General features: G+C 71.1%; 18 protein-coding genes and 2 pseudogenes. 9 read left to right on the forward strand and 11 right to left on the reverse strand.

Annotated features, from left to right (window positions below):
* The first annotated feature begins 232 nt into the window (after window positions 1-232).
* A complete protein-coding gene (locus tag ACFC51_RS31510) occupies window positions 233-1,060 on the forward strand; it encodes an SGNH/GDSL hydrolase family protein (RefSeq protein ID WP_376378373.1) in 828 nt (275 codons plus the stop codon).
* 21 nt (window positions 1,061-1,081) lie between these two features.
* On the opposite strand, the gene ACFC51_RS31515 is transcribed toward ACFC51_RS31510, so the two are convergent.
* Genes ACFC51_RS31515 through ACFC51_RS31540 form a run of 6 tightly spaced genes read right to left on the reverse strand, consistent with a single transcriptional unit; the run spans window position 1,082 to window position 7,502 of the window.
* Window positions 1,082-1,999: an STM4011 family radical SAM protein gene (locus ACFC51_RS31515; protein ID WP_376532079.1), complete on the reverse strand. Its 918-nt coding sequence runs from the start codon at window positions 1,997-1,999 to the stop codon at window positions 1,082-1,084.
* A 44-nt stretch (window positions 2,000-2,043) separates the two neighbouring features.
* Complete coding sequence (locus ACFC51_RS31520; RefSeq protein WP_376532081.1) at window positions 2,044-3,456, reverse strand: STM4012 family radical SAM protein; 1,413 nt, start codon at window positions 3,454-3,456, stop codon at window positions 2,044-2,046.
* Window positions 3,453-4,265 (reverse strand): STM4013/SEN3800 family hydrolase, encoded by an 813-nt coding sequence (locus tag ACFC51_RS31525; protein WP_376378365.1) that lies wholly within the window; start codon window positions 4,263-4,265, stop codon window positions 3,453-3,455. Before ACFC51_RS31525 ends, ACFC51_RS31520 begins: the two co-directional genes overlap by 4 nt.
* 37 nt (window positions 4,266-4,302) lie before the next feature.
* A complete protein-coding gene (locus ACFC51_RS31530) occupies window positions 4,303-5,589 on the reverse strand; it encodes an STM4014 family protein (RefSeq protein ID WP_376532083.1) in 1,287 nt (428 codons plus the stop codon).
* Complete coding sequence (locus ACFC51_RS31535; protein ID WP_376532085.1) at window positions 5,570-6,535, reverse strand: STM4015 family protein; 966 nt, start codon at window positions 6,533-6,535, stop codon at window positions 5,570-5,572. Before ACFC51_RS31535 ends, ACFC51_RS31530 begins: the two co-directional genes overlap by 20 nt.
* Window positions 6,536-6,542: 7 nt before the next feature.
* Window positions 6,543-7,502 (reverse strand): STM4015 family protein, encoded by a 960-nt coding sequence (locus ACFC51_RS31540; RefSeq protein WP_376378356.1) that lies wholly within the window; start codon window positions 7,500-7,502, stop codon window positions 6,543-6,545.
* 244 nt (window positions 7,503-7,746) lie between these two features.
* Between ACFC51_RS31540 and ACFC51_RS31545 the strand changes: the two genes are divergently transcribed.
* A complete protein-coding gene (locus tag ACFC51_RS31545) occupies window positions 7,747-8,073 on the forward strand; it encodes a hypothetical protein (protein WP_376532087.1) in 327 nt (108 codons plus the stop codon).
* Window positions 8,074-8,214: 141 nt separating this feature from the next.
* On the forward strand, window positions 8,215-9,216 hold the full coding sequence (locus ACFC51_RS31550; RefSeq protein WP_376378350.1) for a DUF6745 domain-containing protein: 1,002 nt from the start codon (window positions 8,215-8,217) through the stop codon (window positions 9,214-9,216).
* 98 nt (window positions 9,217-9,314) lie between these two features.
* Here ACFC51_RS31550 and ACFC51_RS31555 read toward each other — a convergent pair whose 3' ends face one another.
* Both ACFC51_RS31555 and ACFC51_RS31560 read right to left on the reverse strand, forming a co-directional pair.
* Complete coding sequence (locus ACFC51_RS31555) at window positions 9,315-9,926, reverse strand: TetR/AcrR family transcriptional regulator (RefSeq protein WP_376532089.1); 612 nt, start codon at window positions 9,924-9,926, stop codon at window positions 9,315-9,317.
* Window positions 9,927-9,982: 56 nt separating this feature from the next.
* Window positions 9,983-11,182: a Glu/Leu/Phe/Val dehydrogenase dimerization domain-containing protein gene (locus tag ACFC51_RS31560; protein WP_376378346.1), complete on the reverse strand. Its 1,200-nt coding sequence runs from the start codon at window positions 11,180-11,182 to the stop codon at window positions 9,983-9,985.
* Between the two features lie 156 nt (window positions 11,183-11,338).
* Between ACFC51_RS31560 and ACFC51_RS31565 the strand changes: the two genes are divergently transcribed.
* A complete protein-coding gene (locus tag ACFC51_RS31565; RefSeq protein ID WP_376378343.1) occupies window positions 11,339-11,779 on the forward strand; it encodes a PPOX class F420-dependent oxidoreductase in 441 nt (146 codons plus the stop codon).
* A gap of 128 nt (window positions 11,780-11,907) precedes the next feature.
* On the forward strand, window positions 11,908-13,104 hold the full coding sequence (locus ACFC51_RS31570) for an MBL fold metallo-hydrolase (protein WP_376532091.1): 1,197 nt from the start codon (window positions 11,908-11,910) through the stop codon (window positions 13,102-13,104).
* Window positions 13,105-13,648: 544 nt separating this feature from the next.
* Here ACFC51_RS31570 and ACFC51_RS31575 read toward each other — a convergent pair.
* Together ACFC51_RS31575 and ACFC51_RS31580 are read right to left on the reverse strand one after the other, a co-directional pair.
* Window positions 13,649-14,113: pseudogene (locus ACFC51_RS31575) on the reverse strand (hypothetical protein); the annotation flags it as partial.
* A 480-nt stretch (window positions 14,114-14,593) separates the two neighbouring features.
* Window positions 14,594-15,085: pseudogene (locus ACFC51_RS31580) on the reverse strand (RNA polymerase sigma factor); the annotation flags it as partial.
* Between the two features lie 1,134 nt (window positions 15,086-16,219).
* On the opposite strand from ACFC51_RS31580, the gene ACFC51_RS31585 reads away from it, so the two are divergent.
* Together ACFC51_RS31585 and ACFC51_RS31590 are read left to right on the forward strand one after the other, a co-directional pair.
* Window positions 16,220-17,221: an acetylxylan esterase gene (locus ACFC51_RS31585; RefSeq protein WP_376378338.1), complete on the forward strand. Its 1,002-nt coding sequence runs from the start codon at window positions 16,220-16,222 to the stop codon at window positions 17,219-17,221.
* A 220-nt stretch (window positions 17,222-17,441) separates the two neighbouring features.
* On the forward strand, window positions 17,442-18,230 hold the full coding sequence (locus tag ACFC51_RS31590; RefSeq protein ID WP_376378335.1) for an IclR family transcriptional regulator: 789 nt from the start codon (window positions 17,442-17,444) through the stop codon (window positions 18,228-18,230).
* 60 nt (window positions 18,231-18,290) lie between these two features.
* Here the strand turns inward: ACFC51_RS31590 and ACFC51_RS31595 are convergent, their stop codons facing one another.
* The gene (locus ACFC51_RS31595) at window positions 18,291-20,579 is read right to left on the reverse strand and encodes an FAD-dependent oxidoreductase (RefSeq protein ID WP_376378332.1); all 2,289 of its coding nucleotides are present in this window, start codon (window positions 20,577-20,579) and stop codon (window positions 18,291-18,293) included.
* A 344-nt stretch (window positions 20,580-20,923) separates the two neighbouring features.
* On the opposite strand from ACFC51_RS31595, the gene ACFC51_RS31600 reads away from it, so the two are divergent.
* Window positions 20,924-21,850, forward strand: a complete 927-nt coding sequence (locus ACFC51_RS31600) for a carbohydrate ABC transporter permease (RefSeq protein ID WP_376378329.1) — start codon at window positions 20,924-20,926, stop codon at window positions 21,848-21,850.
* Window positions 21,850-22,770 carry a carbohydrate ABC transporter permease gene (locus ACFC51_RS31605; RefSeq protein WP_376378326.1) on the forward strand — a complete coding sequence of 307 codons (921 nt, stop codon included), beginning with the start codon at window positions 21,850-21,852 and terminating at the stop codon, window positions 22,768-22,770. The genes ACFC51_RS31600 and ACFC51_RS31605 overlap by 1 nt, the downstream gene beginning before the upstream one ends.
* Window positions 22,771-22,825 lie beyond the last annotated feature (55 nt).

A 22,825-nucleotide genomic window follows, 5' to 3' on the forward strand; every position in this document is an offset into this window, starting at 1 on the left:
TTTTTGTTTGGGCTGGCCCCCCCGCCCCCCCCGGGGGTTCCGCGGGGGGTCACTCTGTGAGCCGCGGGGGGGGGGTTTACCCGTTTGCTGGGGGGGGGGGGGGCCCCCCGGCCCCCCCGCCCCTCTCCTTATTCCTGCTTTACCAAAAACTGACCGGGTGGTCTTTCTCACCATCCGTCAACCCCTTATTACGGTCGCGTAGGTCACATTCGAAGGTGCAGGATAAGGGCTTGTGGCAGACGATTCGAGAAACAAACAACGAGGCATCATCGGGTCGTACGCAGCGATTGGCGACAGCTTCACCGAGGGCGTCGGGGACCCCGGCCCCGACGGGACGCTCGTCGGCTGGGCGGACCGGTTCGCGGTCATCCTCGCGGACCAGCTCCCGGCCCCCGATGCGATGGTCGGCCCCGCGGACGACCCGCACGGGAATTTCCGGTACGCCAATCTCGCCGTACGTGGACGCCTCCTCGACCAGATAGTCGAGGAACAGGTCCCCCGGGCCAAGGAGCTGGCCCCCGACCTGGTCAGCTTCTGCGCGGGTGGCAACGACATCCTCCGTCCCGGTTCCGACCCGGACGACGTGGCGGAACGCTTCGAGCGCGCGGTCGCCGAACTGACCCAGGCGGTCGGCACCGTCATGGTCACCACCGGGTTCGACACCCGCGGCATCCCGGTGCTCAAGCACCTGCGCGGCAAGATCGCCATGTACACCGCGCACGTCCGCTCCATCGCCGACCGCTACGACTGCCCGGTGCTGGACCTGTGGTCCCTGCGGTCCGTGCAGGACCGGCGGGCGTGGGACAGCGACCGGCTGCACCTCTCGGCCGAGGGACACACCCGGGTCGCGCTGCGCGCCGCCCAGGTTCTCGGTCTCCATGTGCCGGCCGACCCTGACCAGGTGTGGCCTCCGCAGGTGCACCGCGGGACGTTCGAGGTGCGCCGTGACGACATCCAGTGGGCGCGCGAGTACCTGGTCCCGTGGATCGGGCGGCGACTCCGCGGGGAGTCCTCCGGGGACCACGTCGAGGCCAAGCGCCCCGACCTGCTGCCGCTGTGACCTGCGGCCGCTGACGGGCGGTCAGCGGCTGACGAAGGGGAGCGGGCGCCGGACAGTGTCCGCGGGCACGAGCCCGTCCGGGGCGGGTATCCGCATCGGACGGGCGGGTATCCGCTCCAGTACCCCGCCCGCGAAGACGTCGTACAGCGGCAGTGTCTCCAGGTGCACATAGCCGATGTGGCAGTCGCACACGTCGAGCGGGCAGCCTCGCGGGCCGAGCGAGCTCCGGTAGCTCCCGTCGTAGAGGTTGCCCAGCTCGGCACGGACGAAGTGACAGCGGCTCACCGTCCCGTCGCCGTCCACCGAGACGACCGATACGCCCGTCCTGCACGGGAGCCCCGCCGAGCGGTGAGGGTGCCTGCTGTAGGGGAACAGGGGGTCGAGGGCCGTCCAGCGGTCCGCCTGCTCGTCGGTGTACGTGTGGCCCTCGGCGGCGTTGACCCACAGATACACCTCGGGCGGCAGCGCCGCACGGAGCCGTCGGGCCTCCTCCAGATGTTCCTCCAGACCGACCACCCCGACGCTCTGGCGCACCCCGAGATCCGTCAGCTCCCGGCACCGGCCCAGGAACCGCTCGTACGGGGTCTGGCCCGGGTGGTACGTGCACCACAGGGCGACCTTGTCGCGCTGCGCCTCGCCCAGCCAGGCGGTGCGGCCGCTGAGATTGGTCTGGACGGCGACCCGGCGGATGTGCGGGAGCCGCGACAGCTCGACGAGCGCCTTCCGGTACCAGGACCGCACCAGGCTCTCGCCCCACGGAGTGAACAGCACCGACAGCCGGTCGCCGGTCTGCGCGGCGGCCCACGCGGTGAACCGCTCCAGCGCCGCCCGGTCGGAGCGGAGCTGCTCGCCGCTGTCCCGCCGCTTGGCGAAGGGGCAGTAGGGGCAGTCGTAGTCGCACGAGGCGAGCGGGCCCCGGTAAAGGATCGTCAGGTCCATGCCTACCACTTCTCTCCCACGTCGCGTCTGCCGCTCCGTCCTTCTCACTTCGCCTCGTACGCGGCCATGGCCGCCCGTGCGGCGGGGGAGAACAGATCCGGGCCCAGGGCGTCGGAGTGGGCCAGCCCCTCCGGGGAGAGGCGCAGCATGCCCGGGTCCGCCGACTCGTCCAGCCAGCCCCGAGCCGAGAAGAGCTCCAGCTCGGCCGGGAAGTCCTCGTAGGGATCCGTGCCGAAGCGCTCGCGGTACCCGGAGCGCCGCATGCCCTCGGCCTGGAGGAGCGACTGGAGGAGATGGCGCCGGCGCGCCTCGCCCTCGTCGACGTACCGGCCCACCTCCGCCCGGGAGAAGTCCGAGGTGGTGGTGAAGCCGTCGATGATGCCCCTGATCTCCCGCATCTCCACGGCGTAGTCGAAGGAGTAGTGCAGGGACGAGGTGTACGAGCGGGCGCCGCAGCCGAGCCCGATCATCCCGTCGGTCTGGCAGGCGTAGTCGTCGGGGCCCGTGCGCGGGGTGTCCGTGCGGCGGAACATCCGCATCGACACCTGCCCGTAGCCGTTGGCCAGGAGGTGGTCGCGGCCCGCGCGGTACAGCCGCAGCCGCTGTTCGTCCCAGGCGGTGTCCGGATCCAGCGGTGCCGCCGCGCCGCCGGCCGTCCTGCCGAGACCGGTCAACGGGCGGACGTAGAGCGGGTAGAGGTACAGCTCCTCGGGGCGCCAGGCCAGGGCGGCGTCCAGCGAGGTGAGCCAGCTCTCCCCGGTCTGGCCCTCGATGCCGTAGATCAGATCGATGTTGAGGACCGGGATACGGGCGTCACGGATCCGCCCGAGGGCGGCCTCGACCTCGGAGCGGCGCTGAGGGCGGACGGCGGCGCGTGCCTCGGCGTCGACGAAGCTCTGCACACCGATGCTGATCCGGGTGGTTCCCCGGCCGGCCAGGACGGTCAGCCGGTCCGCCGTCGCCGTCGACGGCGAGGTCTCGACCGACAGGGGCACCGCTCGCAGGTCGGCGCCCATCCGCTTCTCGGCGATGTCGCAGAGGCGCTCCAGCTCGCCGGCGGTGAGGAAGGTGGGGGTGCCGCCCCCGAACGCGGCCGCCGCGAAGCGCACCGGCTCGTCGTCGCCGAGAGCGTCGCGGACGGCTGTGGCCTGCCGGTCGAGCGCATCGAGGTAACGCGTCGTCAGCTCGTCGGGCGCGCCGATGCGGGTGAACAGATTGCAGAAGCCGCAGCGGACCTCGCAGAACGGTATGTGGAGGTAGAGGGAGAGCGCGTCCTTCCGCTCCGACGCCCAGAGCTCATGGAGCGAGGGCGGGCCCGCAGGGTGCTGGCCGAGGGGGCGGTAGGCGGTCTTGTGCGGGTAGGCGTAGACATAACTGCGGTAGGGGCCGGTGCTGGGCGTGGGCCCGGTGGTGCCGGTGGTGCCGGTGCCGGGTGTGGGCCCGGTGGTGCTGGTCATCGGGACGCCCCCGGTTCGAGGATGAAGTGGGCATAGGGCACGGTCCAGACGGCCTCGTGGCCGAGCCGGTGACCGGTGTAGCCGCCGTCCCCGTAGGCCGTGCCGTGATCGGAACAGACGATGGCGAAGCACCTGCGGCGGCTGCTCGCGGCCTCGAAGAGGCGCCCCACGTGACGGTCCACGTATTCCAGTGCGGCGGCATGGGTGGCCCTGGAGTCACCCGCGGCCGCGGTGCCACCGGGCAGATGGAACCAGTTGGGCTGGTGCAGCGCCGACACGTTGACGAAGAGGAACAGCTTCTGCTCCTGGGGGAGTTCCCCGATCACCTGCTCTGCGCGTGCGACCTGCGCCTCGAAGGACGTCGGTGAGGCGACACCGAATTCCGGCTCCCAGTGGCTCTCCTGGAACATGCCGGGCAGCACCGAGCCGAGCGGGGGACGGCGGTTGAAGAACCCCACCCCGCCGACGCACACCGTGCGGTAGCCCACGGCGGCGAGGCCGGAGAGGATGTCGGGCGTGTCGTGGACGAAGGTGCCGTCCGCGGTCGACTCGCTGCCCTCGAAGCGCGCGGCGAACAGCCGCGGGTGGGGACCGGGCGCCGCGGGCGTCGGCAGGAAGCCCGCGAAGATCGCCTGATGGGAGGCGTAGGTGAAGCTGCCGGGCGCGTGCCTCTTCTCCCAGACCCCGCCGGGCAGATGCCGGACGAGATTCGGGATGCGACCGGCCGCGGCCAGCTCCTCGGCCACGTCGAAGCGCAGGGTGTCCAGGGTGACGAGCAGGATGTCGTGACTGCCCACGATCGCGTTCATGTCGGGGTTCCCGGGCGGAGCTTCGCAGGGCGCCGGATCAGGATGCATCGATGACACGGTGGTTCCTCGGGTGGTCGGTACTCGTGGTCCGGCGGGGCTCGCTGTGGTCCGCGTCCGGCCGGCCGGGCGAGCGGCGGTCAGTGTCCGGCCGGTCGTCGTGCAGCGGGTCCGCGTCCCGCCGGTCGTCGCACGGTTCGCCGGCGCTCGTCCGCCGGGCCAGGACGGCCGCGATCTGCGCGCCGTACGTGTCCAGGCCCTCCGAACCGCTGCCCGGCAGCCCGGTCAGACGGGGCAGGAGGTCGCCGAAGGCGTTCACCTCACCGACGGCGAAGCGGCGCCATCCTGTTGCGGGCAGCAGGTCGACGCCCACACACAGCGTGTCGGGGAAGCAGGCCGCGGCCCGCTCGCACACGGCCAGCGCCCCGCTCCACCTGCCGCCCGCAGCCTCGACCGCGGCCTGCGCCGCGTCCAGATCGCCGCGCGCCCCGCCCAGGTGGAGATTGGTCATGGGGGACCGGCTGGTCCGCACGACGGCGTGGGTCGCGCGACCCGCGACGACCACGACCCGGAGGTCGGCCGCCCGCCCCCGCTGGGACGCCTTGGGCAGCCAGCGTTCGATGTGGAGCCCGTCCGGGGCCAGCGCGTCCACGAGCTCCGCCACCTCCCGCTCCGTCGTGCAGCGGCGCACCCGCAGCGAGTTGAACAGCCGGCCCTCCCGGCCCCGTTCCGCGGAGGTGGTCGCCCGGATCCTCGCGGGGCCGGCCGTCTCCAAGGCGATCACCCCGGAGGCGGACGAGCCGTGCGCGGGCTTGAGGAAGACCCTCGGCATGCGGTGGTCCGCCATGAGCGCGCGCACGTCCGACCAGCCCTGCACGGGCGCCGCGTCCGGCCCGGAGGTGGGTGAGTCCGGCACCGGAACCCCCGCAGAGTGCATGACGCCGTGACAGAGCCGCTTGTCGAACATCACGGCGATGTCCTCGGGATCGTCCAGCAGAACGGCCCCCGCCGCGGCTGCCGCCCGCGCCACGTCCCGCACGGCCGAGGTGAACCGGGCGTACCAGAGGGCCGAGCCCTCCACGCGGGTCGGATCACCGGAGCCGCGCAGCAGGCGATCCGTCCCGGCATCCTCACCGGGCGAGTCGACACGCACGATCTCACCCGGGAGGAAGACGGCCGCTCCTCCCAGGACCTCCTCCCAGGACACGGTGCGCGCGGCGGGCAGCCCGGCGGCACGCACCGCGTCCTGGTAGAGGGTGACCCTGCGGCCGGCAGGAACACCGACCACCGCGAGACGCGGCTGCCCGCTACTCGCTGACGGCGACATAGCGCGGCTCGTCGTCATCGAGGTCCAGGTCGTCCACACCGTCGAGATCGACCTGTACACCCGCCCCGACGCACAGATCCCTGATCCGGGAGACGAAGGGCTCCGAGAGGTAGTGGTGGTGCAGATCCAGCGAGGACAGATGGGTGAGCGGCTGTCCGCCGAGGAGAGCCTGTGCCCCGGCGTCGCTGAGGGTGCCCATGGAGAGGGACAGTGCGTCGAGCCGGGCGACCACCGGGGCCGAGGCGACCGCGGAGGCGATCTCGTCCTGGATCTCGCTGTTCTGCAGCCCCAGCCGGCGCAGGCTCGGGAATGCGGCGCCCGACAGCACGGGTGCCAGATCCGCCACCGTGGCGTCGCCGCCGTACCAGCCGGTGCCGAACCAGAACTCCAGGTGTTCGAGGGCGGGGAGATCGGACGCGGCGACGGCGCGGACGACATGGCCGGGTAGCCCGCCCGACTCGAACCGCAGGGATTTCAGGGCATGGTGCCGCACCGGACTCAGCCGGAGGTGCTCGTCGTCGGGCACGGGGTCGCCGCCTCCGCGCACCGTCAGTTCCTCCAGGAGCGGGAGGGCTTCCAGCACGGGAGTGATGTCGCACATCTCCAGCCAGCACACCTCGCACTCCTCGCTCTCCACATCCGCGAGGAAGAGCGCGCGCAGGCCGGGGAAACGGGGTGCGTCGGCGACGATCGCCTCGACGACCGGCTCGAAGGTGACGTAGTCCTCCTTCCACCAGGGGCCGATCAGCAGGGCGCGGACCTGGGAGGTGTCCACCCGGGCGAGGAAGTCCGCCCAGACCTCTTCGAACGTCAGCTCGTACTGGGAGTCCAGGCGCCAGGCGACGGAGCCGGCCGGGGGACGCCCCGGTATCCCGGCCCCACCGGGCAGAGGCAGCGTGTGCACCGGCAGGCCGTGGAAGACCTCGGGGTGGGTGATGTCGGTCATCGTGCCCTCACTCCGCGACCGCGGTGTAGCGGCCCTCGGCGCCGCGGTTGTCCCACGGCTCGCAGCGACCGGACAGATCCACCGACACACCGTGCGGCTCCAGGGCCTGCGAGATCCGGTGCTCCATCGGCTCGCTCAGGAAGTGGTGGTGCAGGTCGAGCGAGGCGAGATGGGTGAGCGGCTGTCCGGCGAGCAGTGCGGCCGCGCCCTCGTCCCCGAGCGTCCCGTTGGACAGGTCGAGCGTGCGGAGCTGCGCGACGACGGGTGCGGAGCCGATCGCGGCCGCGATCTCGTTCTGCAACTCGCTGTTGCGCAGGCCCAGATGGCGCAGCCGGGGGAACCGGGTCCCGGCGAGGAGCGGGGCCAGGTCCGGGACGACCGCGTCGCCGCCGTACGCGGAGACACCCAGCCACAGATCCAGGCGCTCCAGCGCCGGCAACTCGCTGTCGAGGATTCCGCGCAGGGCCTGTGCCGGCAGTCCGCCGCTCTCGATGGTGAGTTCGCGCAGGGCTTCGTGCTTGACGGGCGGGAACACCAGGTCCGTGCCGCCTCGCACACCGAGGCAGGTCAGGTCCGGGAAGGCGGTGAGCAGAGCGGTGACGTCCGACTGCTCGATCCATGAGATCTCCGCCTCCTCCATCACCAGGTCGCCGACGAAGACGGCCTTGAGAGAGGTCAGCCGGTCGGCCGCGGCGACGACGAGCCCGATGGGGTAGGCGGACGTCTCCTCGTACGACTCGCCCCACTGGCCGATGATCAGGGCCTCTACGCCTGCCGGGTCCACGGCGTCGAGGAAGGCGCCGAACTCCGCCTCCCAGTCGGTCTCCCCTTCACCAGGGTCGTAGGGATCGACGCTGACGCGCCATGCCGCGGCGTGCGCCGCCGGCCGGGCGGGCCCGTCGGCCTCGCGCTGGAAATCGACGGCCGGAAGGCCGAGCAACTCGTGCAGACGGTCCGCGTCGGCCATGGCACGTAGCTCCTGAGACTCGGGAGGACTGATGTCCCGCAAGGTGTATCAAGAGCGACTGACAACGCCACGACCGGGCCGGGTCGGACGGGCGGCACCAGCGGGAGACGGGCGCCCGGCCGGAGCGTTCCCAGCCGGTGGGTGCGGGACCGGGGCGGTCGTCGAGAGCCTCGTTGTCAGACCCCTCTCGTAGCGTTTTTCCTGTGACCGGCACAGCGGGTGCCGGGACGGAGGGGAGAGGCCTGTGTACCGGCAGGGCGACGTACTGATGGTGGCGCTGGAGGAGTCCGAGGTGCCCGCGCGCTTTCTCGACGCACCCGGCGAACTGCGTGACGGCAGGGGGAGGCTCGTCCTGGCGCTGGGCGAGGTCACCGGCCACGCGCACGCGGTGCAAGGGCCGGGCCGGCTGCTGCGGGAGGCGGGTCCGCTCGGCCCGATGCTGCTCCATCTCCCCGACGGGGGACGCGTGGTCCACGAGGAGCACGCCGCGATAGCGCTGCCCAAGGGATGGTTCCGCGTCGTCCGTCAGCGCGAGTACGCCCCGGGCGGGGTCCGGATCGTCGCGGACTGACGTTCCTCCCCGGGGTGCGACGGCCCGCCGGTGCGCGGGCCGGACGACGGGCAGGTGAGGGCACGGTCCGGGGCCAACCGAGGATCGGGCCCGGTGATGTGCGGTCAGAGACAGAAGCAAAGCAGGGGACGGGGAACACCGATGCAGTACGTGAACGAGTGGCGGGCCGTGGCGGCCGCGACGGGCAGGGCCGACCGGGGGGCCGCCGAGGACGGCGTCCGGCTGGCCTACCGCACTGCGGGGCTCGCCGAGCCGGAGAGCATCATCTGGGTCGACTCGCCCAGGGCGGCCGTCGAGGCCGTGGAGAAGCTGTCCGGCGCGGGACGCTCGGTGCGCGAGGAGGTGCGCACCCGCCCCTGGGCGGAGGAACGACGCCGGATGTACGACGCGTTGGGCCCGGCCGGCTGGTCCGCCCTCTGGTCCGCGACCGGGGCCCAGCTGTGGGAGACCACGGCAGCACTGGCCGAACGGATACGAACGGGAGTCGTCGCGGAGCTCACCCGGCGGCCCGAGGACGAGTCCGGCATCCGGCTCGTCCTGCTCGACGCGGTCCTCGGCCAGCACGACGCGGCCTGGCTCGCAGCCTTCGACGGCCGCGGCGACCGGCTGACCGGACTGGCGGAGGTCGCCAGGAACGCCGGCTGGTGGTGGCCCTACGAGCACGCCGTGGTGATCAGCGAACGCCCCGCGGTGCTCCACCGCGACGAGGCCGGACGCCTCGACCGTGGCGACGGTCCTGCGCTGGCCTACCCGGACGGATTCGCCCTGTACGCCTGGCGCGGAATGCCCGTCCCGGTCGAGTTCCTGGACGGCCTGGCGAGCCTGACCCCGGAGCGCATACGGACCGAGGAGAACGCGGAGCTGCGCCGTGTGATGCTCGAGTTCTACGGCTACGACCGGTACCTGGCCGAATCGGCCGCGGAGCCGGTGCACAAGGACGAGACGGGAATCCTCTGGCGCATCGCGATGGAGGGTGACGAGGACGTCGTGATGGTCGAAGTGGTCAACTCCACCCCTGAGCCCGACGGGACGCACCGCACCTACTGGCTGCGGGTGCCGCCGAGGACCCGGACCGCGAAGGAGGGCGTCGCCTGGACCTTCGGCCTCGAAGGAGACGTCTACGCGCCGTTGCGCCAGACCTGACCGCAGGAGCGGCAGCGATCGTCGGCGGTCCGCGCACGTCCCCGTGCGGCCCGTCCTCGGTGCTGCCCGCGCAGGGCTTCCTCAGGCAGTGCCCCGTCTCAGGCGGTCAATGCCCCGTGGTCGATGCCGAGTTCGCGGGCGAGCGCCTGTTCGGCCCACAGCAGCATGGTGGCCCGGGAGAGCGGCCCCGCGTACGACGTCATCTGTACGGCCAGCCCGTCCAGCAGAGCGGTCAGCCGCCAGGCCACGGACATCGGGTCGTCGCAGTGGAACTCGCCCGCCGCAGCGCCCTCCTCGATGACCTCGGCCAGCTCCGCCTTCCACTGCTGGTCGAGATCACCGGCCACCTCGCGCAGCACCGGGTCACGCAGGGAGGACGCCCAGCCCTCGATCCACAGCCGCCACCCCTTGGCCTGCCCGGTCGGCGCGTACCAGCGGACGGCCGCCCGCAGTCGCCGGACGGCGCTGGTGCGCCGGGTCAGCAGTCTGCGCAGGTGGGCGAGGTCGGCCTCCGCCGCATAGGCGAAGGCGGCGGCGACCAGCTTCTCCTTGGACGAGAAGTGGTAGAGCACCAGTGCGTTGCTGACGCCGAGAACAGCGGCCACATCGGCGATCCGGACGGAGGACACGCCCCGCACCTCGATCTGTTCGACGGCGGCGCGCAGAAGTTCCTCACGCCGCTCCGCCACGCTCAGCCGCACTCTCGCCACGCCGTCACCCTAACCAACCCGCCTGCCCGGACTTCTGCCGCCCGGGCCCCGGCGGACTACCGGTACCAGCCGAAACGCTCCGCCATGACCGGCAGTCTGTCCGCGGCGAGCGCGTGTGCGGCCACTCGCGGTGTGCAGTCGTCCGCGGCCGCCCGGTCCAGGACACGGTCGACGAGGGCGCGCATCGAGCGACGGATGTGCCCGAACGCCTCCTCGGCATCGGGCCCGACGTCCCCGAACAGCGTCCACCACCACCAGGCATTGGTGGCGGAGTTGACGACCACGTCCGGGAGCACCGTGATCCCGCGGGCGGCAAGCAGCGATTCCGCCTCCGGGAGCACCGGCATGTTCGCCGCCTCGACCACCCAGCGGGCCCTGACCGAAGCCTGGTTCACGGCATCCACGGCGTACGACACGGCCGCCGGTACCAGCACCTCCGCGTCGGCGGCCAGCCAGGCGTCCGCCGGCAGTTCCCGGTCCCCCTTCCGCAGCGCCCCGCGGTCCACCGTTCCGTGCGCGTCGCGCGCGGCCAGCAGCGCCTCGACGTCCAGGCCGGACGGATCGGCGATCGTGCCCTTCACGTCGGCGATCGCGACCACGGTCAGCCCGGCCCGGGAGAGGAAGCGCGCCGTCGCTCCTCCCATGGTCCCGAACCCCTGCAGGGAGACCCGGGTGCCGCTGTGAGGCACACCCGCCCGGTCGAGTGCGGCGAGCACGGATTCCGCGACCCCGCACCCGCCGGCCAGCTCGTCCAGCCCGAGCCCGTCCACCGTCACCGCGAAGGCGTCCGCCAGCCGCTCCCGCGCCCCCGCCTCGTCGTCCAGCAGGGGGTAGACGGCCTGCACCGTCGAGACGAGCCCGGCCTCCGCCGCCGCCCGGTCGACGAGGTCCTGGCTGAGCCCGAGGTCCTCGCCGGTCGTCCAGACGCTCTCCACGTAGGGGCGCATCGCCCGCAGGAAGCGCACGAGCACCCCGTACGCGTCGGGGTCTCGCGGATCGCAGTCGATACCCCCCTTGGCACCTCCCAGTGGGATGTAGCGGGCCCGCGGGTCGCCGGAGTCGAAGTGCAGGGCCTCCTTCATGGTCATGCCCCTCGCCAGCCCCGCGACCTCCGCGAGGGTGCACCCCTTCCGCATCCGCAGGCCCCCGCTCGACACGCCACGCACCAGCCGGTCCACGACGAGGTACCCCTCGGTGCCGGTGACGTGGTCCGTCCAGGTCAGGGAGATCAACGGGGCGGGAACGGGGGGTGTCACAGGGCGGCTCCTCTGGATGACCTGGATCCTTCTACTGAACAGCGAGTCAGTATCCGGATGCTCTGCGACAGCTGTCAACGCGCACGGACCGCCGGTTGTGACGTGACCGGGCCCTGGATGCGGAATCCTGCGGGGGGCACGGACGTTGGATTCGGCATGACTGACTTCGAACCGCGGCGTGAGGCGCTGCTCCGACTCTTCGGTGAGTACGACGGCGGGGTGCTGGTCACCCTCAAGCGTGACGGCAGGCCCCAGCTGTCCAACGTGAACCACGCCTACTACCCCGACGAGGGAGTGCTCCGTGTGTCCGTCACCGAGGGCCGGGCGAAGACCCGCAACCTCCGTCGGGACCCGCGGGCGAGCTACCACGTGACCAGCGACGACCGCTGGGCCTGGACCGTGGCCGACGTCACCGCGGAGCTCACCCCGTCCGCGTCGGATCCGCACGACGCGGTCGTGGAGCAGCTGATCGCCCTCTACCGGGACGTCAGGGGAGAGCATCCCGACTGGGACGAATACCGCCGGGTGATGGTCCAGGACCGCAGGGCGGTCCTGACTCTCCGGATCGATCACGTGTACGGCCAGCCCCGCGCCTGACACGGCGCCCCTCGCGACAAGGGTCCGGGGGCCGGGTGCGAGCGACGGTGCGCCGATCACCGCCGAGATCTCGCTCCGTCGCACCGCCCGATCATAATGAGACGACACCGAATCCCCCAGGAGATGCTGTGACCGGCCCCGACCACCAGCCCTCGCTCCGTACCAGACTCCGCTCGCTGCGCCCGGACGCCTTCGGCGCGGACCCGGAAGGTGCCCGGATGGAGCGGATCCGTCGCTCTCCCCATTTCGCCGACGGCGTGTTCCAGAACCCGGAGGGCGCCCGGACGAGGCCGTCCGGTTCCATGATCGAGTTCGCCAAGGTCTACTTCCACAAGGAACAGCGGACCCGCAGGTCCCCGCTGGGCACCGTGCCCGTCCACGCCACGACTCTGGCCGACCTGGCCTCGCCGCCGGCGTCCGGACTGCGGGTGACCTGGCTCGGTCACTCCAGCGTGCTCACCGAGATCGACGGCCGCCGGGTGCTCTTCGACCCGGTCTGGGGCGACCGCTGCTCGCCGTTCGCATTCGCCGGACCCAAGCGGCTGCACCCCGTGCCGCTGCCGCTGGCAGCGATGGGGCCCGTAGACGCCGTGGTGATCTCCCACGACCACTACGACCACCTCGACCTGCCCACCATCAAGGCCCTGGCGGGTACGGACACCGTCTTCGCGGTGCCGCTCGGTGTCGGCGCCCACCTGGAGCGCTGGGGGGTGCCCCTGAACCGTATCCACGAGCTCGACTGGAACGAGACCGCGCAGATCGCAGGCATCAGCCTCACCGCCACCCCCGCGCGGCATTTCTGCGGCCGAGGGCTGCGCAACCAGCAGCACACGCTCTGGGCCTCGTGGGTCGTCGCGGGCCCTGAGCACCGCGTCTACCACAGCGGCGACACCGGCTACTTCTCCGGTTTCGAGGCCATCGGAGCCGAGCACGGCCCCTTCGACGCGACGATGATCCAGGTCGGCGCCTACTCGGAGTACTGGCCTGACATCCACATGACGCCGGCCGAGGGTCTGCGGGCGCACCTGGATCTCCAGGGCGGGCGGCCGCACGGCGTGCTGCTGCCCATCCACTGGGGCACCTTCAACCTCGCCCCGCACCCGTGGTCGGAGCCGGGGGAGTGGATGAAGGACGTCGCCGACGATGCGGGGCAGGCAGTGGCGCTGCCCCGCCCGGGTGAGCCGTTCGAACCGGCAGGGGAGATTCCTTCGGAAGCCTGGTGGCGCGCGGTGTCGGCGCCGATCGCGCACCCGTGGCGTCGGCCGGAGGTGTCGGATGAGGCACCGGTGCACCGGGAGGAAGTCGATCTTGCTGGCGAGCGGTGACGGAAGGCAACGGCGATCTCGGGGAGCTCGTTCGGTTGCCGGGTGACATGCCGCGCGAGGAGCGGGTCCGTCCGTGGGCGGCTGTCGACGGTCCCTCCCGAGAGGGAGGGGCGGTAGCCCCGGGACAGTCCACACCGTCGCCTTCCACGCAGGGTTCACCGCCCAGTACGGTCAAGACTCGGATCGTCTGAGTTGTGGTGTTTCATCGGCTGGCAAAGGTCGTTGCGCCGGGCTGGCGGGACAAACCGATCTCCAGCCTCGAAGCCAACCGCGGCCTGACGCGGACCCGCTCCCGTGCGGCTCTTTCGACGTCGGTCGAGCAGCCCTGCGAACATCTCACCGCACACGGCCTACCGAGGCCGGCTTGACGCTGTTCGGCAACCTGTCCGGCACCACCCGATCAAGTTCAGTAGCAACGAGCTCGTGCATGGGTGGCGGCTGCGGCGGCGAGTCGAGGGCCGAGGCGAGCTGGAACTCAGGTCTCTGACTCTCCCGGACCGGCGTCCGGCGGGACTGTCCTTGTCGAGGCGTTTCCTGACGGTGGAATCGATCGACCGGCTGGGAGCGAGGCGCGCTCGCTCACGAAGCCGCGGCGACTGAGCATGAGGTCCATGCCTGCGAATTCCGTGAGCACCACGGCGGTCCGCGCGGGCGCCCATGGCAGCCCATCAGGGTGTTGCTGCTCCGCACTGTTGCGGCGTGCTCCCAGGCTTGCGGGGCGGGTCAAGCCGAGATCCTCGGCGGTCACGACACGACCGAGACGCTCGGTGAACAGGGCGGCGAGCAGCTGCGGTACGGGATCGCGTGGGATCTCCCCCAGGTCGAGCCAACGGCGCACCCTCGAGCTGTCGGTCGCGACGTGCCGGTACCCCAGGGTGGCAGCCTGCCAGTTCACTTTTCTGGCGAGTTCGCCTCTGGACCAGCCGGTCAGGTCGAATGCGTCCCGTAGTCGGCAGTCAGGGGAGCTCTGCTGCCGCGACGAGAGCCCCCCGAACAGTTCCAGGTGCACGATGCGGCCCAGCTTGCGCTCCATCAGGATGGTCACCGCCTCCGCACCCTTCAGTACGGCTTCGGCGGAGAGGTCGCTCGGGGCCACGAACACGATCGCGTCGCGGGTGACGTCGCGAGCTGTGAAGGGCAGCCCGAGTTGGCTGGTCGAACTCCGCCAGGCCTGGTCCGTCCGCCGGAGGCCCAACCAGGTGCCGAATGGTGTCTCGGCCCTGTCGTGGGCCTTGGAGCGCCGCCACAGCCACCAGACAATGCCGCACGTGGCCATCAGCGCCGACGGGACGAACACCGGCCCATGCGCGTACAGGGCGGACAGCAGAGCTGGTCTCCCGGGCCACCACGGTGGGGACAGCGGGCCTGAACCCTCACTCGGCTCACTCGCAGGAGGAGTGTCCTGCAGCGGACCGCCGATGAATCGGCCCACCACGCAGACGATGCCGGCGACCACGGCGGCAACGAGGCTCGCACGCAGAAGTGCCATGCCACGCGAGACATGGGTGGCGACGGTGCCCGGCGCCTTCTCCATCATGACCGCGGTCTCGGCCTGGGTGCAGTTCAGCCCTTTCGTTGCCCACACCGCCGTGCGTTGCGAGGGAGTCAGGGCGTCCATGGCCTGCTCGACGGCACAGCGGTTGGCCACCAGCGCGGCCACGTCCGCGGACTGCAAGGGGTCGAAGCGCAGCGGATCGGCCGCACGCCGCGCTTCCAGCCCACTGTGTCGGGCCTGCTGACGGGCCTGGTTGGCCGCTTCCGTGCGGATCACCACGCGCAGATAGCTGACGGGGTACTCGACAGACGCCGGATGACGCAACACCTTGGCGAAGGCGTTCTGCACCAGATCCTCGGCCGAGACCACGGACTCAGGGATGCCATGGGCGAGGAGCGCCTGCTGAGCGGTTCTTGTGAGGCTGACCCGGTAGTTGGCGTACAGAGTACCCAGAGCCTCAGCGGGCTCCACTTCACGCTCAGCCATTGCCCTCCTCCGACTTCCGTTCCGCGGCCCTACCTCGAGTGGCGCCCTGCCGGGCCGAGCGAGCACGGATCACCTCGGCCCGGGCCGAGGCCCGATTGCGAAGCGCCCTGCTGTCCAGCCAACGCGTGACTGCAGGGACCAGAGGAACAACCGCGGACAAGAGTGCGGCAGCGAGCTCCACCGTCCAACCTCCCGTGCACTATGGGCCGGTGGCGCTCAGGACGCGCGGTGGCCGTTCACATGAGAGAGGCGGCGGTACGCCTTTCTCATGACGTCGCGTTCATGATTCTTTGGCATGGGCTTGTTCAGGAACCCCGAGCCGGCACAGGGCCGCGCCCGTCGATGCCCCCGGGGCGGCTCGTCGGTGGCCTGCTTTTCGACGAAGCAGCGGGCCCACCGGGCAGAGCTCGGCCGGGCCGGCGCCTCGTGCTCCCGGACGGCCTCGCCGTGACCGACCGGAGTCCGTGCGCGCACATGGCCACGCCCCGCATCCGGCCCGCCGGAATCTCGACGGACGAGCAGAGCCTCGACGGACGAGCGGAGCCTCCGCGGACCGTGTGGGGTGCGGCCCGCCCCGGGGCTGAATCCGGGCAGGTGGGAACGCTCGGCCGGTCGGGGACGGAACCCTTTACCGGGCTTCTCACGAATGCGCGATCCCTCCCTCACCCCGGCCCGCCGGTCTCTGCGCAGCCGGGCCCCTGACCGGTGCTGATGTACTGATGGCGAAGTTCGGCCGGAGCGCGGAGGCGACACCTCTTGCCACGCGCAGCGCGGCCGCCGTAGGGTCTCGCGGGCGACGATGATCACGACGGGGAATCCGCCGGCGGGCACCGCGAGGTCCGCGCGCCGATGGCCGCAGACGGGACCGCGAGGCGCACGGCGGCAGGTGGCCGCGCCCGTCCGGCCGGAACCGGGAGACCTGACGACGGACCGGCCTTCACCGCGCCGCCGCCCCGGACCGACCGCCGCCGTTCTCATCGACACAGCTGCCCGCGACCCCACCGCCCTGCGTGACCTTCGCGTCGGCGGTCAGGCCCGAGGCGGGAGCCCGGCTCCGGCAGGGGAGGGCGCATCGCGCCGAGGGCCGTTGCGGAAAGAGTGCTGGTCACCTCGCACACCGAACAAGGAGAGATCTTGTCCACCCATCCGCTGACGACGGACACCGGCGAGTCCGGCTCGCTGCCCCACGATTTTCCCTTCGACCCCACCCACGGCTACGACCTGCCGCGACTCCTCGCGGTGAAGGCGCCGCAGGGGCCGGACGACTTCGCCGACTTCTGGCGGAAGAGCCATGCGCGTGCGCTGCGCGTCGACACCGCGCCTCGGATCGAGGGGCCGTGGGTCACGGTGGACGGCGTGCGGGTCGCCGATGTCTCGTACACGTCCGCCGACGGCGTCCGTATCGGCGGGTGGCTGACCGTCCCTGCCGGCGGCCGGGTCACGCAGGGCTGTGTGTCGACCCACGGATACGGAGGCCGGGCGGCCCCGGACTCCTGGCAGTCGCCGCCGGAGACCGCGACCATCTGGCCCTGCCTGCGCGGGCTGGGGACACGGAGCATGCAGCCCGGCGTTCCCTCGAAGTCGGCGGGGCACGTCCTGCACGGCATCGGTGCCCGGGAGTCGTACCTCATCGGCGGATGCGTGGCGGACGTCTGGTGCGCGGCCACTGCACTGCAGCGGCTGGTGCCCGAGGCTGCCGGACGGCTGACGTACCTGGGCACGAGTTTCGGTGGCGGTATCGGGGCGCTGGCACTCCCCTGGGACGACCGTTTCCGTGCCGCCGGCCTGACGGTGCCGACCTTCGGCAACCATCCGCTCCGGGTGACCCTTCCGTGCACGGGCAGCGGGGAGTCGGTGCGTACGCGGTTCGCCGAGGACCCGTCGGTGCTGGACGTCCTGGCGTACTTCGACGCCGCGACGGCGGCCCGGTACCTCGAGATCCCCGTACACGTGGCCGCCGCCCTGTTCGACCCCCACGTGCCTCCGCCCGGGCAGTTCGCGGTGCACAACGCACTGGCCGGACAGCGTGAACTCCTGGTTCTACGGGCGGGGCACTTCGACCACCCGGGCGAGCGGGCCGAGACGGCCGCCCTGGAAGAGGCCCAGCGACACTTCCTGTCGGGGCGGACAGGGTGATGCCGTGCCGCACCCCCTGACCGGCTGCCGCACGACTGGACCCCGCCGGGCCGAGGCGTTCACGGGTAGTCCCCGGTGATCCGGCGGTTCCGCGACGCCACCGACGTCCGGCCCGCAGGATGTCGCGGAACTGCCCGGTCGCCGATTTCAAGGACGGGCGTGGATCACCCGCGATATGCTGATGCAGAATGTGCAAGGGATTTGCAGAGCAAGGAGGGTCATGGCCACGCGGGCGACCGATGCAGGGACGAACCAGAGCGTCGAACGAGCGGTGTCGGTGCTGCGCGCACTCGACTCCGGCCGGCCCGAACTCCGCGTGTCCGACGTCGCCGAGCTCACCGGACTGGGCTCATCGACCACCTCCCGCCTGCTGTCCACCCTGGAACGCCTCGACATGGTCGAGCGCGATCCGGTCAGCAACCTCTACCGCCTCAGCCTGGGTCTTCTCCCTCTGGCCGCGACCGCCACCAACCGCCACCCCGTGCACCGGGCCGCCCGTATGGTGCTCCAAGGCCTCGCCACCCGCACCGGGCTCGGGGCGAACGTGGCCGTGCGCCGCGGTGGCGAGCTGATGTTCCTGTGCAATTTCGAGGGCACGCGCGCCCCCAAGTCCTACACGCAGGCCGGACACACCGCCCCGCTGCACGCCACGAGCATCGGCAAGTGCCTGCTCACCGGTCTCGGCCCCGAAGAGCGTCGCAAGCTGCTGGGAGATCCTCTCGACGCGCACACGGAGTACACGACCACCAGTCACGACCTCCTGGACGCCGAGATCGACACCGTCCGGCGCACGGGTTACGCCGTCGAGGCCGAGGAGCGCGCCCTGGGCCGTGCGTCCCTCGCCGCGCCGGTCCGTGACGCCTCGGGGGAGATCGTCGCAGCCATCTCCCTCTGGGGCCCGACCTCGGTGCTCGGGAACCGCTCCGACACCGAGGGGCAGCGCATCGCCCTCGTACGCGAGGTCATCGAGGCCGCCGACGCCATCAGTCAGGCGCTCGGCGCGCTCTGAGCCATGGCGAAGGGGTCCGGTGGAAGCCGCTCGGCTTGCACCGGACCCTTCGCCGTACGGCTATGCGCCGTACGCCTTGAAGGCGCTCACGTGTGCGTGCCGTGCCCCGTGCGTCGCGTCGACCACGAGCCGTAGCGCGTCCGTGCGTACGGGGCCGCCGTCCGGGGCCTCCAGCGCGTGGACGCGGTGGCGGCGCCGGTTGTCCGTCACTGTCAGGAGCGTGTGCCAGGCGCCGGCTGCGTCGCGCCTCTCGACGCGGTAGTCGCGTACGAGCTCCGGCATGACCTCGTACGGGGTGCGGTGACGGTGCAGGTTGTTGAGGTACTCGTCGACGTCGTCGTCGAAGACCAGACGGATCTCGGTGAGTTCCTGCTCGTCGTGCCAGTCGAGGCGGAGCCAGCGGGCGTCGTCCTCCCGGGCGGAGGACCACATGTTCGGTCCGCCGTAGGGGCGTTGGTATCCGCCCGCTGCCCGTTCGGGGTGGAACGCCCTGGTGCCGGGGGCCGCCCGGAAGGCGAAGGTCTGCCGACGGAGGCCGCGGGCCTGCCATTCCAGGACCGGCTGGCCGTCCTCCTCCGGGATGTCGTGGTCGACGCCCGCGTCCCCCTCGACCTTCCTGCGCAGGGCGAGGACACCGTCGGTGCGGTCGGGGAGCAGGACCAGGGCGGTGCCGGCACAGGCCCGGACGACGAGGATCGCGTTCCGGGGGGTGTCGGGGTGGTGGTCGAGGCGGGCCGTGACCCAGTGGGGGCCGCCGGGCGGAACGGTGACCGTGGTCGTCAGGAGGTGGTCGGCGGGGACCGCGTTCTCGGGCCGGCCCGTGCTCCACAGTTCCACGGTGAGTGTGCGGGACCGGCCGTCCGGGGCGCCGTGGACGAGCAGGTCGACCGTGTCGAGCGCGGGATCGACCGGCAGCAGGAGGGCGAGGTCGCGGGTGAGGGGGTACGGGGCGCCTGGCGCGTCCTGCGTGGGTTCGGCGGCCAGACGGGTCAGACAGGAGGAGGCGGTGACGCCGGCCGTGCGCGCCAGGTTGCCGGGGTCGTCGTCGGCGAGGCCGATCACGGAGGCGTCCTGGCGCAGCAGGGTGCGGCGCACCAGTTCCGGTCGTCCGGTGGCGAGTTCCCGTGGCGTGAGGTTCTCGGCGACGCACAGGGCCGCCGCGGTGCCCGCGGCCTCGCCGAGTGTCGCGCAGGTGGCCATGACGCGGGTGGCCCCGAAGGCGATGTGGGTGGCGGAGATGTTGCGCCCGGCGAAATGCAGGTTCGTGACGTTCGCCGAGTAGAGGGAGCGCAGGGGGATGTGGAAGATGCCGTCCGCGTACCGCTGGCGCGCGCCGGGCTCCTCGGCGTACATGCCCTGTACCGGGTGGAGGTCGACGGACCAGCCGCCGAAGGCGATCCGGTCCTCGAACTGGCGCTGCTGGAGGATGTCCTGCTGGGTCAGGACGTGATCGCCGAGGAAGCGGCGGTACTCGCGCTTGCCGGGGAGACTGCCGACCCATTCCAGGGTGAGGTTCGCCGCGTCCGGGAACTGGCCGGAGTTCTTGATGTGGTCCCAGACACCCATGATCACGGACTGGAGCTCGTCGCGGATGCGCTCGTTGTCGTGGACGGTGTCGAGTTCGCCGCCCCACTCGATCCACCAGTAGTCGCAGCCGTTGTCGCCGGTGCGCAGGATGCGGTTGCGCAGGATGGGTGTGGTCGAGAGGTCCTTGGCGTAGGCGGGCGGGACGAACTTCACCGGCCGGCCCGTGTCCCTGGTGTGGAAGAGGGTCGTCGAGCCGAGCAGCGCCCGGTCCGCCTCGGGCGGTGCCCAGGGCTCGTCGAACTCGGACCGGGCCTCACGGCCGATGCGGTAGCGGGCACCGGCGAGGTGGCCGACGAGGCCGTCCCCGGTGCAGTCGAGGAACTGGCGTGCGCGGAAGGTGATGCGGCGCTCCGAGCCCATCATCCAGCCGGTGCAGGAGTGCACCTCGCGGCTGTCGGCGGGGCCGCTCGCGTCGACCTCGCGTACGTCGGTGTTGAGGTAGAGGTCGATGTTCGGCTCGGCGCGGACGGCGTCGAGGACGACCTGGTCCCAGTAATAGGGGTTGCCCTCGGGGTTGCGGTACTGGTTCTCGGTGTACAGCTCGCCCATGATCCCCGTCTCGCGGGCCCAGCGGTGCACGCCGTGTGCGGTGGCGCCGCAGACCCAGACGCGGATCTCGCTGCTGGCGTTCCCGCCCAGGACGGGCCGGTTGTTGACCAGGGCGACACGCCGGCCGAGCCGGGCCGCAGCGATGGCCGCGCAGGTCCCCGCCAATCCGCCGCCGATCACGGCGATGTCGTAATGGACCTCTTCTTCCCGCACGGTGCGGCCTCCTTGGTGTGAAGCTCGGATACTCCCCGCCGCAGCGGAGCGGCCTCGAACGTACATCACATCCATATTGTGCAACCACTGTTCAACCCATGGGATCCGCTGTAAGTTCCGGTTGCGGTCACCGGCCTGGCCGTCGTGAGCCGAAGTGCAGGTTCGGGGCAGGTGGGGCGTGTTCGCCGGTCCTGCACAGAATCGGCGATTCACCGACGAAAAGGGTTGACGGCATCGCACGATATGGAGAACGATCCCGCATGCTGCAACTTGCATTCATCGCAGCAGGGGCGACGTCCGCGCAGGGCTCCGGCGCTCCCGCCACCGTTTGAGAGGACAGACCCATGAGTACGGCCGCACCTCCCCAGAAGGCGCCCCCGCCCCGCGAGCGGAGCGGAGGACGGCTCTCCAACGGTGCGTTCGCCCTGCTGCTCACCGCACCGGGCCTCGCCCTGTTTGCGGCGATCATCTTCTACCCGCTGCTGTCGGCGCTGTTCACCGGTTTCTTCAAGCAGGATCTGCGGCTGCCGGGGCGGGAGTTCGTCGGCCTCGAGAACTTCACCTACTGGCTGGACGGCGACTTCCTCACCATCCTGGAGCAGACGCTGGTCTTCACCGTCGGCGCGACCCTCGTCCCGTTCGTGATCGGCTTCGCACTCGCGCTCGCGTTGAACACGGGGCTCAAGGGCAGCGGCTTCCTGCGCGGCCTGTTCCTGTTCCCCTGGGTGATCCCGGGCGTGGTGGTCTCCTTCCTCTGGATGTGGATCTTCAACGCGAACTACGGGGTACTCAACGGCGTCCTCATGGAGGCCGGGTTCATCGACGAGTCCGTGGCCTGGCTCGGCCGGCCGGGCACCGCGATGCTCGCCGTGATCGTCACCAAGACCTGGGCCAGCTTCCCCTGGATGATGGTGATGCTCCTGGCCGGACTTCAGACAGTCCCCAGGGAACTGCACGAGGCGGCCTCGATGGACGGGGCGGGCTCGATCCGGCGCTTCTTCGCCGTCACCTGGCCGCAGGTGCGCGGTGTCGCCTCGATCGTGCTCCTGCTGGAGTTCATCTGGAACTTCCAGCACTTCGACACCATCTACGTCCTCACCGGCGGCGGGCCCGCCGGCACCACCGAGACGTTCGCGACCGCCGTGTACCAGACCGCCTTCAAGGGCTTCGACATCGGCCGGGCCACGGCCCTGGGCGGACTGTGGATGCTGCTCCTGCTCCTGCTCGTCGCCGTCTACCTCAGGATCACCGAGCGGAAGGGCGACGCCTGATGACCTCCACCACCTCCACCCCGCTGTCCGCCGTCGACCGGCCGCAGCCGTCCGCCACGCGGACCGGGCACAGCACCCGGCGCCGTATGCGCAAGGACCTGCTGCGCTCGCGGATCGCCGCCTGGAGCGCGGTCGTCGTCATCGGAGCCTTCGGTCTGCTGCCGGTCTACTGGCTGCTCGCCACCGCGCTGAGCACCCCCGAGTCGACCTTCCAGTTCCCGCCGAAGCTGATACCCACCGATCTCACCCTCAGCAACTTCACGGCCCTCGCCGAGAACGACCAACTGATCACGTACATGATCAACTCCCTCGTCGTGGCCTCGATCACCGCCGTGCTGAGCGTGGTCGTCGCCACGTACATGGGCTACTCGTTCTCCAAGTTCCGCTACCGGGGGCGCCGGTCGCTGATGCACCTGGTGCTGGCATCCCAGATGTTCCCCCAGGCGCTTCTGCTGGTGACGCTGTACACCGTCTTCTCGAGCTTCGGCATGCTCAACACGTACAGCGCCCTGGTGCTCTCCTTCACCACGTTCACCATGCCGCTGTGCGTCTGGATGCTGAAGGGCATCTTCGACACCATCCCGGACGCCCTGCTGGAAGCGGCGGCCATCGACGGCGCATCCCGGTGGCGGACGCTGCACTCCATCGTGGCGCCGCTGGCCGCGCCGGGGATGATCGCCGCCGGGCTCTTCGCCTTCGTACGCGGCTGGAACGACTTCATCTTCGCGCTGACCCTGGCCGACAAGGAGAAGCAGACCCTGCCCCCCGGGCTCGTCTCCACCTACATCGGCGAATTCCAGACCGCCTGGCCGCAGCTGATGGCCGCCTCGCTCGTCGTGTCGGTCCCCGTGATCGTCGCCTTCATGTTCCTGCAGCGCTACCTCGTCGGCGGCATGACCGCCGGTTCGGTCAAGAGCTGAACCCGCCGGTCCGGCCCGCGCCCCCCACGTACCTCCCCTCCCGCACACACTCCCC

It is taken from the genome of Streptomyces sp. NPDC055962 (genome assembly GCF_042270185.1).
Lineage (GTDB): Bacteria > Actinomycetota > Actinomycetes > Streptomycetales > Streptomycetaceae > Streptomyces.